Origin of the sequence: Paenibacillus sp. UMB7766-LJ446 (assembly GCF_030226665.1) — a bacterium.
Lineage (GTDB): Bacteria > Bacillota > Bacilli > Paenibacillales > Paenibacillaceae > Paenibacillus > Paenibacillus vandeheii.
This window is the reverse complement of sequence record NZ_JASOYM010000018.1, coordinates 77646-92675: the sequence shown is the minus strand read 5'-3', so window position 1 is coordinate 92675 and position 15030 is coordinate 77646. Positions and strand designations below refer to the sequence as shown.

The window sequence follows — 15030 nt, the reverse complement described above, 5'->3', positions numbered from 1 at the left end:
AGCGTTTTCAGACACAGTATATCAGCTCTTTTTATGCAGTGCAAGCGTTTCAGCAAAAATAATGATTTCTTCATCTCTAGTGATATAATGATGGCATAACGAAAGGAATGACGTGTGGATATGGAATTCAGACAACTTCAATATACGCTGCAAATCGCGGCAGAGCGAAACTTCTCCCGGGCAGCCGAGAAGCTGCACATCGCCCAGCCTTCTTTAAGTCAGCAGCTATCCAAACTTGAAAAGGAACTGGGCGTACTGCTATTCCAGCGTAATACCAGCAGCGTGGAGCTGACCCATGCAGGGGTGACTTTTGTAGAGCAGGCACAAAAAATCATTGATGCAGTCGAGCTGCTTAGACAGGAAATGTCGGACATTTCCCAGCTTCGTAAAGGTAAAGTCGTTGTAGGCAGCATGCCGATCACTGGCTCCCACCTACTTCCGCATGTGCTTCCCGCATTCCAGCAAGCCTATCCCGAGATTGAAGTAACCTTGTTGGAAGACTCCGGGCTTACACTTGAAAAGTTGACGGCTAGTGGCAAGGCTGACTTAAGCCTGCTCTCTCTCCCATTGCAGGAGCCAAGCCTATCTTATGTAACGATTGGTGAAGAGCGAATTGATCTGGCTGTTCCCCCAAATCACCCTTTGGCACGCAGAGGAGATCCGAAACATCCGCTCCCAGTAAGGATGGAAGAGCTTCGCGATGAACCATTTGTTGTACTGAAGAAAGGACAGGGCTTCCGCAAACTTACATTTGATCTGTGTGAGGAAGCCGGATTTGATCCCAATGTGGTGTTTGAGAGCACGAACATCGAGACGCTACAGTCACTAGTCGCTACAGGTATGGGTATTACGCTGGTTCCACGCTTTATTGCCCGTGCGCCCCGCAGTGAATTTGTTCCTGTTTATGTACCGCTGGCCGAGCCAACCCCCAGTCGTACCCTTGTAGTTGCATACCGCCAAGGACGGATTCTCTCCAAAGCTGCCGAGGCATTCATCCATACGTTTCAACAAACCGTTGCCGAACTCTCTCAAGGAGAATAATTGGAACGATCACCGTATTGGCTGCCACCCATACACTAAAATAAACAAAGGCTTGACCCATAAGGGCCAAGCCTTTGCTCTATACTCGTCTCCCGCATCCGCAGGATAAAGTTCTTACATGGGATTAGCAATACATCGTTACAATACCTCGTTGCTGATATCATTATTGAAATGTTAACGTAAAAACGTACATATGAGAATTTCAAGTTTGGCGGTTTATTTTCGCAAATTACGTTCACTCGTCAGCCTGTTCTGTTGATTCACAAGGCGGCCTTCATCCTGAACAGATTGTTCAGGGGGTGATAGCCCTCCTGCCCCATTCTCTAAGAATGGCCTCAAGTGATCTACCCTAGTGTTTTCCTGTTCCAGTCTCCTGAGCGTATCTTTCACATGGTTGTCCATTTGATTGATCATCCTCCTTGGTGACGGGATAGTTATCATTACCCGCCTCCCGGAAAATTAAACATTTCACTGGAAAATTACAGATTTTATTTGCTGCCAAAATAAATGCCAGGTCTGCGGTCTTCAAACACCGGAATGCGGCCGCGAACCTCATCCACCAGCGAAGGGCGGATACATCCAGTCACGATCTCTTCTCCTTCTCCACCTTCAGCTACAATTTCACCCCAAGGATCAATAATGAGGGAATGTCCGAAAAATTCGGTTTCTCCGCCTTTTCCTACACGGTTGCAAGCAATGATGTACATCTGATTCTCAATCGCCCTCGCTGTTAATAACGTACGCCAGTGGTTCAAACGAGGATTCGGCCATTCAGCGGGTACGATTAATGCTTTGGCCCCGTTTAAGGCAAGCGTGCGAGCCAGCTCGGGAAAACGAATATCGTAACAGATTGAAGCTCCTGCGGTAAGACCATTCTCCAGCTCGAATATTTCCGGTTCTGCACCAGGCTGCAAATACTTCTCTTCATCCATCAGGCGGAACAAATGTAATTTATCATAACGTGTTACCTGACTTCCTTCGCTATTATAAGCATACATTGTATTGTAAATTTGGCCGTCACGTTTCTCCGCAATAGAACCGCCAACAATGGAAATTCGATGTTTTTGGGCAAAAGCCGCAAGCCATTCCCTTGATTTCTGTCCTTCCGGGTCAGCAAGCTCATGAATTTGTTCTAATGCATAGCCCGTATTCCACATTTCGGGCAGTACAGCTAGACCCAGATCGGGATACTGTTCTACCGCTCGTTCTAGTAAAAACTGCATATGCTTATGGTTGGCCTCAGGATCTCCAAGCTGAATATCGCCCTGAATCAGGGCCACACGCATTTCCCCTTGTTGTTGTTCTGTCATGATAAGCACTCCTCTGAACCGTAATATTTGTTATCATAGCTTGATCATCCAAACGTCTGCAACCTGTTTTCAAGATGAACTCCTACGTAACAACTCGGGCAACAAAGTCAACAATCGGTTGTGGGTCATAGCATCGCCCAAGTTCCATGTGAGTTCTTCCACTCCGTACACCTGCCCCTTCTTTACAGCCGGAAGAGCTCTCCAGCTTGAACTTTGCATCAACTTCTCTGTGGCCTGCCTTGCAACGCTCTCTTCAGGAAGCAATACAAATATATGGTCGCCCGCATACTGGCGAACCGCTTCAGATGATATCTGCTTATAGGCTCTGCCCGCGGCGAGCGCTTCCTTCACTTTCGTAACCGGTCTGAACCCCATCGGATGGTATAACAGCGAAGCCAATCCGATATTGCCCACTGAAATACCTCATTTCACTTTTGTACAATAACTTAACTATTGGCTCCATCCAAGTATTCATGAAGTGTTTTCCCCCTATACAGCTCGGGATTGACGTGATAAATTAATGAGAACTATATTGCCATCTTTAATAACCGGAGTGATGTATAGCATGACTAATCTGCCTAACCTATCGAGTCGTTCAGCCTTTACCATACCTACATCCGATGTAATGACACAGCTTCCAACACAATTTTTTGCTACCCTTGTTCAAAATGTAAACCGCGAAATTGCAAGTGGTCACGACGTAATCAATTTGGGTCAGGGGAACCCGGATACACCTACACCGCCCCACATTGTTAAAGCACTGCAAGAGTCAGCAGAGAACCCGCTCTATCATAAATATTCACCTTTTAGCGGGCATGCTTTCCTCAAGGAAGCTGTTGCACAACGTTACAAGGAAGATTACAACGTGGACCTGGACCCGGAAACGGAAGTTGCGATATTGTTTGGAGGAAAAACAGGTTTAGTCCAGCTGCCTCAAGTCTTGCTCAATCCAGGTGATGTATGTCTCGTGCCCGATCCAGGTTACCCGGATTATTGGTCCGGTGTCGCACTGGCGAAAGCGCACATGTCTTTTATGCCCCTACTGGAGTCCAATGCATTCCTGCCTGATTATGAAGCAATCTCTATCGAAGATCGGGAAAAGGCCAAGCTGATGTTCCTGAACTATCCCAACAATCCAACATCGGCCACCGCCCCACTTTCCTTCTATAAAGATACCGTAGAGTTCGCCATTCAAAATAAAATCGTCGTAGCCAGTGACTTCGCCTATGGTGCGATCGGATTTGATGGACATCGGCCAGTGAGCTTTTTGCAGGCACCAGGTGCCAAAGAAGTGGGCATTGAATTCTATACGTTATCCAAAACGTACAACATGGCGGGTTGGCGTGTCGGTTTTGCCCTGGGCAACTCGGATATTATCTCCAAAATTAATCTGCTACAGGATCATATCTACGTGAGTCTCTTCGGAGGCATCCAGGCCGCTGCTGCGGTAGCACTGACCTCTTCCCAGGAATGTGTCACTTCGCTGGTTGCACGCTATGAATCACGTCGCGACGCTTTCTATGACGCACTCTCATCCATCGGCTGGCAGGCTACCAAATCAGGTGGTTCCTTCTTCAGTTGGCTGCCTGTACCCGCTGGCTTTACTTCGGCGTCCTTTGCAGATGTGTTACTGCGTGAAGCAAAGGTCGCGGTCGCACCGGGTATTGGTTTCGGTTCACATGGTGAGGGCTATGTGCGTGCAGGACTGCTAAGTGATGAAGATCGATTAAGGGAAGCTGCGCAGCGGATTGGCAAGCTGAATTTATTCAAGTAATTTACAGGTGTATAACCCCTTTGCATCTGCCAAGTTTCCATGGTATGTTATAAGGAAATATTGAACGAAACGTGATGACGGGACCAGTACGAGAGGATCAGCCGCGCCCAGAGAGTAAATTCCATCGGGCTGCAAGAATTTACCGCGGCTTCTCTCCGAACCCTACCCCTGAGCGGCCTGTGATGCACAGGACAGTGCCTTCTGTTACAGGGCATGAAGCCGGATGATCCAATCATCAATAAAGGTGGTACCGCGGAAGTAACGAACTTTCGTCCTTTTTAACTAAAAGGGCGGGAGTTTTTTTTGTACCCAACGGTCTGCTCCAGGGTCAATCATTAATATTGTTTAAGGAAGTGAAAACATGACCTCACGTATTGTAGTTAAGATCGGAAGCAGTTCGCTTACTACGGAAGAAGGCGGGCTCGATCGCAGTGCCATTACATTTTTTGCTGGAGAAATTGCTGCATTGGCTGAACAAGGCCATGAGGTTCTTCTGGTCACTTCGGGAGCGGTAGCTGCCGGATTCCGGGAGATCGGTTACCCCCAGCGTCCCAAGCAGCTGCATGAAAAACAAGCCGCAGCGGCTGTTGGGCAAGCTTTGCTGATGCAGGCATATCAACAGGCTTTTGCAGCGCACCGCGTTACTACAGCACAAATTCTGCTCACCCGTACTGACTTTCACAGCCGAAAACGTATGGGTAACGCGGGGATGACCGTGGAAGAGCTGCTCAAGCAGCGCGTCATTCCAATCTTTAACGAGAATGATACCGTATCTGTTGATGAATTGAAGTTTGGAGATAACGATCTCCTGTCTGCTTTGGTGGCAAATCTGGTCAAGGCACAACATTTGGTCATTCTTACAGATACCAACGGCCTCTACACGGCTGATCCACGCAAAGATCCAGCTGCCGTACGTTATGACCGTATCCCGGAAATTACAGCAGAAATCTATGCCTATGCCGGCGGTTCAGGATCATCTGTAGGCACGGGTGGGATGCGATCCAAGGTCGATGCAGCCAAAGTGGCAACACGTGGAGGTGTGCCTGTCTTTGTGGGCAGTGTGAAGGAACCTGGAGATATGCAAAAAGCAGTTGATGGGACCGGAAAAGGAACGTATTTCGAGACTCGTCTTGCCGCTCTCTCTCGTAAAAAGCAATGGCTTGGTTTCATGTCTACACCGCTCGGTACCGTGGTTGTGGATAATGGTGCCGAAGAAGCACTGGTCCATGGTGGTCATAGTCTCCTTCCTGTAGGCGTCAAGCGCGTACTGGGCACCTTCCACGCCGGAGACGTTGTAGAGGTACTCGGTATGGATGATACCCTGCTCGGTCGTGGCATTGTCAATTATGATGATGACCAGTTGCGGCTCATTGCAGGACTGCCAAGTGGCGAAGTGATGAAGCAGTTGAACAGCATCCATCGACTTGAGGTTATTCACCGGGACGAGTGGATTACGTTAAAATAGACACTTTTATATATGGGAGGAATTAATGATGAGTGAAGTCAGAGAAAAAGCGAGCAAGGCCCAAGCCGTGGTTCCGCAGTTGAATCGACTAAGCACAGAACAAAAAAATAGCGCGCTGCTGGTCATGGCAGACGCATTGATTGCCCAAGCGGATTCCATTATTGCAGCAAACGTGGATGATCTGGAACGTGGCAGACAGCAAGGCACTCCAGAATCGATGCTGGATCGCCTCGCACTGAATAAAGATCGTATCGCCGGCATCGCTGAAGGGCTGCGCCAGATTGTAGACCTGCAGGACCCTGTTGGTGAAGTGCTGGAGACATTCACTCGTCCAAACGGATTGCATGTTGAAAAATTAAGAGTGCCTATCGGTCTGATTGGCATCATCTATGAGGCCCGTCCAAATGTTACAGTAGATGCAGCCGGACTCTGCCTCAAAACAGGCAATGCTGTACTTCTGCGAGGTGGCTCCTCTGCCCTCTCCTCTAATCGCAAAATTGTGGAGGTGCTTCATCAGGCACTGGCAACAACAGACATGCCCGCTGACGCCTTGCAGCTTGTTGAAGATGCAGACCGCTCCTCCGTGGACGAAATGCTCAAGTTGAACGGACTGCTGGACGTCATCATCCCGCGCGGCGGGGCTTCACTGATCCGCAATGTGGTCGCCAATGCAACAGTGCCTGTGATCGAAACCGGCGCAGGTATCTGTCATACCTATGTGGATGAATCTGCCGATCCAGTTATGGCAGCGGAGATTGCTATTAATGCCAAAGCACAGCGTCCATCCGTGTGCAACTCCATGGAAACCTTGTTGCTGCACGCTGTTTATGCGGAGGAGCATCTGCCGGCTCTGGCCGAACAACTTCGTGAGGCAAATGTCTTGTTGAAGGGTTGTGACACGGTACGTCGTCTGGTTCCCTCTGCCCTTCCTGTGACAGAAGAAGATTATGCGACAGAGTATAATGATTATATTTTAAATATCCGTGTGGTTCAGAATCTGGATGAAGCGATGCAGCATATCGCACGTTATGGCACGAAGCATTCAGAGTGTATTGTCACCCGGGATACCACCCATGCAGAACGTTTCTTACATGATGTAGATGCAGCCGCTGTATACCATAATGCTTCCACACGTTTCACAGACGGATTTGAATTCGGCTATGGAGCTGAAATTGGGATCAGTACCCAGAAGCTGCATGCTCGTGGACCTATGGGTCTGCCTGCACTGACGTCAACCAAATATCGTATTACTGGCAATGGACAAATCCGGCAATAATTTCGCAGCTACAGTTATATAGGAGGAACGATAAATATGAGTCAAGAACAACAGACGTTATTACAACAGAAGATTACTTTTCACGGAGCAGGTGCGATGGCTGAAGCTATCGTGCGGGGATTGATCTCCCGCTTTGTCGTACGTCCTCAGGATATTACGATGCTGAACCGGAGCAACCAGAAACGTCAGGAGGAGCTCAGTACCCGTTATGCCGTACATACCGGAACGGCTGCACAATCGCTGGATCATCTCGCCGCTTCTCCAGTTATTGTACTCTGTATGAAACCGAAGGATGCTGCCGCAGCGCTGCGTGAACTTGGGCCGCTCCTGTCACCGGATCAATTAATCGTCTCCGTTATTGCAGGATTATCGATCCGTACGATGCAGACGCTCCTGGGGCGCAAGCAACCGATCGCACGCACCATGCCGAATACATCCAGTACAATTGGGCTTGGCGCTACCGGACTTGCCTTCTCTGAAGAGATTACGGATGAACAACGCAGTACAGTCATGACGATGTTTGAAGCTGTTGGAATTGTGACTATCGTGCCTGAAGATAAACTCGAAGTGCTCACAGGTATTTCCGGAAGTGGTCCGGCTTATGTATACTATTTGATGGAGGCCATGATTGCCGCAGGTATTCGTGGCGGCTTGTCCAGTCAGCAATCCCGTGACCTGACAGTTCAGACTGTGCTGGGTGCATCACGTATGGTGCAGCAAACCGGCATGGAGCCGATGAAACTTCGTAGTGATGTAACCTCCCCGGGAGGCGCAACCCAGGCAGCACTAAAAACGCTGGACGAGGGAGATTTCTTTGAAAATGTAATCGCAGCCGTCAACCGCTGTGCAGAGCGCTCACGGGAGATGGGAGCTGCTTTGGAAGGGGATTTAAAATGAATAACATGTGCACAGCTACATATCGTCTGCATGATGATCGTGCAGACTTCCGCAAGAAGGCCGAGTCCATTGCTGTCGGCATGACCGTTGGCAGTTGGACCGAATTGCCTCAGGCCAAGCGTGAGGCGATGCAGAAACATTTGGGCGAAGTCATCAGTGTAGAGATACATGAGGCTGAGGGCATTGCCCCCGGCGAACGTTACGCCGATATTACCATTGGTTATCCTGATGTAAATTTCAGCCGCGATATTCCTGCCCTGCTCGTGACGGTCTTTGGCAAAATTTCAATGGATGGACGCATCAAATTGACCCGACTTGGATTCTCAGACGGCTTCCTCAGCGCATTCCCCGGTCCCAAGTTTGGACTGAATGGTGTTCGTGATCTGTTGGGCGTACACGATCGTCCACTGTTGATGAGCATTTTTAAATCAGTCATTGGGTTGGATGCAGATGAGCTGCGGGAACAGTTTATACGCCAGGCCCTTGGTGGAGTAGATTTGATAAAAGACGATGAAATTCTGTTTGAGAACAAGCTGACTCCGATCGAAAAAAGAGTCGAAGTTTGCATGAAAGCTGCCGAACAGGCACGCAAGGAGACGGGCAAAAAACTGCTCTATGCGGCGAATTTGACCGGACCTACATCACGCCTGAAACAACAAGCTGAACGCGCGATAGGTGCAGGAGCCAATGCACTGTTGTTCAATGTCTTGTCTTACGGATATGACGTGCTGCATGAACTTAGCAGTGATCCGGATATCAACGTACCAATTATGGCTCATCCTGCTCTTGCAGGTGCACTGTATCCTTCACCACATTACGGTATCTCGGCATCCGTCCTGTTGGGACAACTGATGCGACTTGCCGGAGCGGATCTGGTGCTCTTCCCTTCCCCTTACGGATCGGTAACGATGCCGAAAGAAGAGAATATGGCCATTACAGAACAATTGCTGTCACCTGAACTTCCGGTCAGAACCAGCATGCCTGTTCCTTCAGCAGGTATACACCCTGGGCTTGTACCGCTTATTCTGCGAGACTTCCGTACCGATGTCATCGTTAATGCAGGCGGAGGCATTCATGGGCATCCTATGGGTACGGAGGCAGGCGGACGGGCATTTTTACAGGCTATTGAAGCAGCCCAGCGCTCCATTCCACTGGCACAGTATGCTGCCGAACATCCAGAACTGAAAAGTGCACTGGATCTGTGGGGTGGCGAACGATGAGAAGTGATAAAAAAACGGTCATTTTCTGTGATTTTGATGGCACCATCACCCTCTCGGACAATATCGTAGCGATTATGAAGCATTTTAAGCCTGAAGGTATTGAAGCGATTATGAAAGATACGATTGAACAGCGAATTTCCCTCCGTGAAGGTGTTGGAGCGATGTTCGCACTGTTGCCTTCTTCACAGAAAGACGAGATTGTGGAATTTGTACTTGGACAGGCTGGTATCCGAGAAGGGTTCAGCGAATTTCTTGCATACGTTCGGGACGAGGGCATTGAATTCAATGTCACCAGCGGCGGAATGGACTTTTTTATCGCGCCTTTGCTTGCTCCATTTGATATTCCAAAGGAGCACATTTATTGCAACGGGGCGGATTTCACAGATGAATTCATCCGTATTGAATGGCCTAATCCATGTCAGCCTCCTTGTGAGAACGGCTGCGGCATGTGTAAAACGACGGTAATTCGTACATTCCCTGAAGAACAATATAATCGTATCCTTATTGGCGACAGTTTGACTGATTTTGAAGGTGCCAAAATCGCCGATCTCGTCTATTCCCGTTCCATCCTGACGGATAAGTGTATCGAACTCGGTGTAGATCATGTCCCATTCACGACCTTTTACGATATTATGGAAGATATGAAACAGAAGCAAACACAAGGAGTGCTGTAAAGATGGGTTTTGAAAAGATTACATTGGAACACAAACGTCAGGTGCTTGACGAGCTGGCTGATATCAAAGCGCTGTTTGCCAGCCGCAACTGGTTCCCAGGTACAAGTGGCAACCTGTCGATGCGTGTGGGCGACTTCGACCCGGAGCAATTTTACTTTGCGGTTACAGCTTCGGGCAAAGACAAATCTCTCCGCACACCGGAAGATTTTCTGTTTGTGGACAAGCATGGCAAAGCCATTGAGACCACAACCCTGAAGCCGAGCGCTGAAACGTTGATTCACTGCGAAATCTATCGTTTAACCGGCTGTGGCGCCGTGTTCCATGTGCATACCGTATTTAACAACCTGATCAGTGAGTTCTTTGGAGCAGATGGACACGTACCGATTCAAGGAATCGAATTGATCAAAGCGTTTAACATCTGGGAAGAAAATGCGGAGATTCGTGTACCCGTTCTGCCTAACTTCGCGGATATTCCATCCATCGCTGAATTGGTACCAGATGTACTTGATACTAATGTGCCAGGGATTTTGCTGCGTAATCACGGTATTTATGCGTGGGGTAAAGATGCTTTTGAAGCGAAACGTCATCTGGAAGCGTTCGAGTTCCTGTTCGAAGTGATGTACCGTCAACTTCTGCTGAAGGGTGCAACAAAATAGCAATCATTCCATTCAAAATTAAAACTGCATAACCAAAAACACGCCAAGGCTGGTTTACATAGCCCCTGGCGTGTTTTTGGTTTATAGAAAATTCCCGTTTTTCAATACCGTTTGTGTACAGCTGCGAATGAATCCTACAGTCGATCATCCCGATCTTTAAATAAAAAGAGGCTGTCTGCTCCCTCCTCATTCCGATGAACTGCACTATTCACACTCGCCCCACGCTGCTTGCCGAATAACAGCTTCAGACCGCCAAAAATGAGGAGTAAGGAAACAATGACCGTATTCACATACGAACGAATCTCGTACGTCATAAATACATTGGGGAACATCTCATTTAGCTGTGGAATGACCAACCGGATGACCAGATAATACAGACCCAACGCTGCAATACCGAATCCAATCAGTCGCTGGTGACGGGCCCAGTCCTTAAAAATGGGCTGATCGGTCAGCGGTTCACGGCCGTAACGACTCGAGCACTGGAGTCCGTCAAAGAAACTATAGAACCAGATCAACGGGATCATAAACAAAAATACCGATAAGCGAAGCAGGTCCAGAATATAAATGCTGCCAAGAAACAGGAACATCAATTGCATGCCTCTTTTTTGCAGTCCCAGATACAGATGACCCGCACCCGGAAAAGCTGATAACAGCGTTGCAAGCACTTTACTGCGTCGTCCCGATGCCCTGCCCATCTCCAGTTCCTCGAACAAGGTCCGATCCTGCAACACCTCACCTGCCTGCTTGCGATGGACGTGCTGGACTGCATCAAACATGCAGTACACCCAAATGACAGGCAGAATGAGCAAGAACATCAGAAATACGGATTCATTCGTAATGGAAGCTACAAAAACCATCATGGCAAATGAACCGAAGAACGCGATCAGGAACGATAAACCGCGATGTAACAATCCGAGATGGAGATGTCCCAGACCTGGAACAAACGAAAGCAAAATCGTAAAAAAGCGTTCGCTATCACTACCTTTTCGATAGAGCGGTTGACCATACTGCCCTTGGGGGATGCCATACTCACCGGCTTGATGCTGATGTATTCCTTCTTGGTCCATCTCCATCTGTCCCAGGTGGCCTTCCTGATCAGCGTATTCTCCCGGATATGCCGCCCCCTGATGTGGTCCACTGTATTGTGCGCCATATCCATGGTAGCGGGCATCACTTGGAGATGGCGCACGGAGCAGAACGATAACCATATCCAGCATGCTGACACACCAGAAGAATATGGCACCCACGGCCCCGAGAATCATTAATTCCCTTTCTCTCACCAGCATGGCCAGCATAAACGAACCAACAGCTGTCCCAAAAAAGAGTAATGGATAGATTACAGCTCTGGCAGGCCGACCCCAATAGAGAAAACCAAGACCCGGTATCAGGTTTAATAGGAATGCAAGTAATTTGTTACGATCTGATTGCACAGTCGTCATCCTTTCTTTTCAGGCAATGCGAAACAATTTATGGTCTAGGCTTGAAGTGATCCAGCCAGGAAGTGGCTGCTTCCGTCCATTTTTCCGTAAATGACCCTCTGTGATCACCGTCCTGGAACTTATGATAAGGCGCTACCTTGTCAAACAGTCCTGAGGAGAGGAAGATTAACGTCAGACAAGCTGCTACCGCATAATGAAATACCTTGTGATCCATCCAGAGCCGGCTTCGTCCTGAACGCGATTTGCGCTTTGGCTTGGAGGGTTGCATATCCTTAATTTGATTCATGACCGAATCGGCGAAGCCTGCCGGGTCCTTCAGTTGTGGCAACTCCCGATGAATGCCGAGTGCTTCGAGATAGTTGTCCATCGCTTCTGGAACGTCCATAAGCACTTGTTCCATCATAGTTGCCTCGTTTGCAGTCATTCGGCCTTCAATATAATCAGTCCATTCCTGGACGGTATACATCCTTTTATTCCTCACGCCACTCATCCTCCTTCCAATGATTTCGAATCCACTGCCGGGCACGATACAGACGGGACTCCACGGTTTTCACTGCCACCTGTGCATCACGGGCAATCTGCTCATAATTTTTTTCGCTTAAGTAATACGCAGTAATAATGTCCCTGTGCTGGGCAGGCAGCTGGTTGATTCGCTCGCGCAACTTCTCCTGACGCTCTTCACGCACGAGGCGGGCAAGAACATCTTCTTCGCGACCGGGCATGTTCATTATTTTTTCTTCTCCGCCCAGATCCTCAGCGCTTCGTCTGCCCAGCTTGCGTTTGGCATCAATTGCTTTGTGAAAAGCAATTCGGGTTAACCACGTTTTGAAACCTTCGGATCGGTAATCGGGGAGAGATTTAACCATTTGAATGAACGCCTCCTGCGCTGCATCCTGTGCTTCCTGATCGTTCCGCAATACGGAATAGGCCACATGGTACACATGCTGGCTGTACTTTTCGATCAACAAGCGCATCTGGGATGTATCACCTTGACGGATTTGTTCGATTAAGCGCGCTTCATCAATGACTCTCCCCTCCTCTCCACTACAATAGACGACAACTTGTTTGTTGACCCCTGCGTATTCATTCAATTTTTTATAAAAAGGTTGTGCATTGCCTGAAAAGGTCAGTTTCTTCGGGAATTTAACATGTCTAAATTAACATCTCTATAATCTAAAAAAACAGGCTCAGAATATCTTCTGGCCTGTTTTTGGTTATGCTGAATGAAATTATTGATTAATTTACTAACATGGATATTAACGTCCTCCGTTACGGAACCGCTGCGTATATGCCTTGGCATCCTGCACATTTTTCACGCGGTTACGACTCCATTCAAGCAGAATTCGGTCTATATAGCGGAAATGGACTTTACCAGCAAACACCGCTTCCTTCAATGCCATGAGAATAAGTTCCTCCTGATAGCGATCCTGATCCAGCCAGCTGGATATGGTCTCGCATTCCATCGGGGACAGCGGGCGACCAAACTCTTTTTCAAAAATAGAGAACATATTTCGTTCTTCCTCTTCTTTTTGAACACTGTTCGAATCCGGTCGCAATGCATTACTGTCCAGCTGCTGCTTACGGGCAACGGCCATATCCTCTGCTGTGCATCCAGCCAGCTTGGCATATAATCCGTGCAGATCATAACGTTCATACTGAATGTCGCGCTCTTCATCCCGATGCTCATCAATGTGAATGTACCCGTCTCGCATGAGACGTTGCAGCATTCTTGCGATGCCTTCCGGGGCAAGCCCCATACGGGTAGCAAGCTCTTCAAGCGTTGGGAACTCATTAAATTCGACTTGCCGGAATCCAAACAATTGAATCAGCAGAAGAACCTCTGCGTCACTTAACCCGAGCTGATGATAGTAGCGCAATAAAGCATACGGGAGCTGCGCTGTCCCTGATGCCATACCGTAAGCCGCCCCATTCAACCAGGCTTTGGAGCCGATTTCTTCCATGGACTCGCGGTTAAGCATTAAGGATACAGACGGTAGAGCATACGTGGGAATGCAATCGTTTCACGTACATGATCCAATCCACAGATCCATGCTACCGTCCGCTCCAATCCCAGACCGAAGCCGGAGTGAGGAACCGATCCGTATTTACGAAGGTCCAGATACCACTGATAAGCCTCTTCCGACAATTGATGCTCATCAAAGCGCTGCTGCATCAGTTCCGGATCATCAATCCGCTGGGAACCCCCAATAATCTCTCCGTATCCTTCTGGTGCGATCATGTCTGCACAGAGGACCACTTCAGGACGATTTGGATCAGGTTTCATGTAAAACGCCTTGATTCCAGCCGGATAATGTGTGATAAAGACCGGTGTATCATATTTCTCAGCAATTGCCGTTTCATGCGGAGCACCGAAGTCTTCTCCCCAAGGAATATCGAAGCCTTGTCCATTCAGGAACTCAATCGCTTCATCATACGTAATGCGCGGGAATGGAGCAACAATGTTCTCAAGCTTGGATACATCACGTCCGATGGACTCCAGTTCAGCACGGCAGTTTTTCAGAACCGTTTGAACCACGTGAGCAATAAACTTCTCTTGCACCCGCAGGCTCTCCTCGTGATCCACAAAAGCCATCTCCGGCTCAATCATCCAGAACTCGATCAGGTGACGACGTGTTTTGGATTTCTCAGCACGGAATGTAGGGCCAAAGGAATACACTTTACCCAGTGCCATCGCCGCAGCTTCCATATAGAGCTGTCCACTTTGTGTCAGGTAAGCATCTTCATCAAAGTATTTGATGTGGAACAGGTTCGTTGTTCCTTCAGCAGATGAAGGGGTAAGAATCGGAGGATCAACCTGTGTGAATCCGTTACCATCAAAGAACTGCTGAACAGCGCGGATAATCTCCGCACGAATAACCATAATCGCACGTTGTTTCGTCGAACGCAGCCACAGATGGCGATGATCCATCAGGAAGTCTACCCCATGCTCTTTCGGAGTAATTGGATAATTTTCAGTCAGATGGATAATTTCCACGCCAGTAACCGTCATCTCATAACCAGATGCACTGCGTGGCTCTTCGCGGATAATACCTGTTACATACAATGAACTTTCTTGAGTCAGGCTCTTGGCAGCATTCCAGATATCTTCGCTGACTTCACTCTTAACCACTACCCCTTGAATATATCCGGTTCCATCACGCAGTTGCAAAAATTGAATTTTGCCGCTGGAACGTTTGTTGTTAATCCAGGCGCCGATCTTAACCGTCTCGCCCACATGCTCACTCACATTACGAATTACACAATCCGTACTCATGCAC

Annotated in this window: 16 protein-coding genes; 8 read left to right on the top strand and 8 right to left on the bottom strand. The window is 48.5% G+C overall.

Going from position 1 to position 15030, the window contains the following annotated elements; genetic code table 11:
- Positions 1-120: 120 nt before the first annotated feature.
- Positions 121-1041 carry a LysR family transcriptional regulator gene (locus QP794_RS30400; protein ID WP_024630601.1) on the top strand — a complete coding sequence of 307 codons (921 nt, stop codon included), beginning with the start codon at positions 121-123 and terminating at the stop codon, positions 1039-1041.
- A 216-nt stretch (positions 1042-1257) separates the two neighbouring features.
- Here QP794_RS30400 and QP794_RS30395 read toward each other — a convergent pair whose 3' ends face one another.
- From QP794_RS30395 to QP794_RS30385, 3 genes are all read right to left on the bottom strand, one after another.
- On the bottom strand, positions 1258-1455 hold the full coding sequence (locus tag QP794_RS30395; RefSeq protein ID WP_143812607.1) for a hypothetical protein: 198 nt from the start codon (positions 1453-1455) through the stop codon (positions 1258-1260).
- A 74-nt stretch (positions 1456-1529) separates the two neighbouring features.
- Positions 1530-2351 carry a carbon-nitrogen family hydrolase gene (locus tag QP794_RS30390; RefSeq protein WP_285080506.1) on the bottom strand — a complete coding sequence of 274 codons (822 nt, stop codon included), beginning with the start codon at positions 2349-2351 and terminating at the stop codon, positions 1530-1532.
- Between the two features lie 69 nt (positions 2352-2420).
- Positions 2421-2765, bottom strand: a complete 345-nt coding sequence (locus QP794_RS30385) for an ABC transporter substrate-binding protein (RefSeq protein WP_285080504.1) — start codon at positions 2763-2765, stop codon at positions 2421-2423.
- 151 nt (positions 2766-2916) lie between these two features.
- Here QP794_RS30385 and QP794_RS30380 point away from each other — a divergent pair, with 151 nt between their 5' ends.
- From QP794_RS30380 to QP794_RS30350, 7 genes are all read left to right on the top strand, one after another.
- Positions 2917-4125 (top strand): pyridoxal phosphate-dependent aminotransferase, encoded by a 1209-nt coding sequence (locus tag QP794_RS30380; protein WP_285080502.1) that lies wholly within the window; start codon positions 2917-2919, stop codon positions 4123-4125.
- 361 nt (positions 4126-4486) lie between these two features.
- Positions 4487-5590, top strand: a complete 1104-nt coding sequence (gene proB / locus QP794_RS30375) for a glutamate 5-kinase (RefSeq protein WP_024630606.1) — start codon at positions 4487-4489, stop codon at positions 5588-5590.
- Between the two features lie 28 nt (positions 5591-5618).
- Positions 5619-6866: a glutamate-5-semialdehyde dehydrogenase gene (locus tag QP794_RS30370; RefSeq protein ID WP_285080538.1), complete on the top strand. Its 1248-nt coding sequence runs from the start codon at positions 5619-5621 to the stop codon at positions 6864-6866.
- Positions 6867-6902: 36 nt separating this feature from the next.
- Positions 6903-7763, top strand: coding sequence for a pyrroline-5-carboxylate reductase (gene proC, locus QP794_RS30365; RefSeq protein WP_024630608.1), 861 nt, complete (start codon positions 6903-6905; stop codon positions 7761-7763).
- Positions 7760-8983, top strand: coding sequence for a 2,3-diketo-5-methylthiopentyl-1-phosphate enolase (locus QP794_RS30360; protein ID WP_285080499.1), 1224 nt, complete (start codon positions 7760-7762; stop codon positions 8981-8983). Before proC ends, QP794_RS30360 begins: the two co-directional genes overlap by 4 nt.
- On the top strand, positions 8980-9657 hold the full coding sequence (locus QP794_RS30355) for a 2-hydroxy-3-keto-5-methylthiopentenyl-1-phosphate phosphatase (protein ID WP_285080497.1): 678 nt from the start codon (positions 8980-8982) through the stop codon (positions 9655-9657). Before QP794_RS30360 ends, QP794_RS30355 begins: the two co-directional genes overlap by 4 nt.
- 2 nt (positions 9658-9659) lie before the next feature.
- Positions 9660-10313: a methylthioribulose 1-phosphate dehydratase gene (locus QP794_RS30350; protein WP_285080495.1), complete on the top strand. Its 654-nt coding sequence runs from the start codon at positions 9660-9662 to the stop codon at positions 10311-10313.
- Positions 10314-10447: 134 nt separating this feature from the next.
- Here QP794_RS30350 and QP794_RS30345 read toward each other — a convergent pair whose 3' ends face one another.
- The 5 genes from QP794_RS30345 to asnS all read right to left on the bottom strand — a co-directional run bounded on the left by QP794_RS30345 (position 10448) and on the right by asnS (position 15026).
- Positions 10448-11752, bottom strand: coding sequence for a multi-tm2 domain protein (locus tag QP794_RS30345; protein ID WP_285080494.1), 1305 nt, complete (start codon positions 11750-11752; stop codon positions 10448-10450).
- Positions 11753-11780: 28 nt separating this feature from the next.
- A complete protein-coding gene (locus QP794_RS30340; RefSeq protein WP_024630613.1) occupies positions 11781-12233 on the bottom strand; it encodes a hypothetical protein in 453 nt (150 codons plus the stop codon).
- On the bottom strand, positions 12223-12843 hold the full coding sequence (locus tag QP794_RS30335) for an RNA polymerase sigma factor (RefSeq protein ID WP_081717976.1): 621 nt from the start codon (positions 12841-12843) through the stop codon (positions 12223-12225). The genes QP794_RS30340 and QP794_RS30335 overlap by 11 nt, the downstream gene beginning before the upstream one ends.
- Positions 12844-13008: 165 nt before the next feature.
- Complete coding sequence (locus tag QP794_RS30330; RefSeq protein ID WP_236642447.1) at positions 13009-13731, bottom strand: DnaD domain-containing protein; 723 nt, start codon at positions 13729-13731, stop codon at positions 13009-13011.
- The gene (gene asnS / locus QP794_RS30325) at positions 13731-15026 is read right to left on the bottom strand and encodes an asparagine--tRNA ligase (protein ID WP_053780723.1); all 1296 of its coding nucleotides are present in this window, start codon (positions 15024-15026) and stop codon (positions 13731-13733) included. Before asnS ends, QP794_RS30330 begins: the two co-directional genes overlap by 1 nt.
- Positions 15027-15030 lie beyond the last annotated feature (4 nt).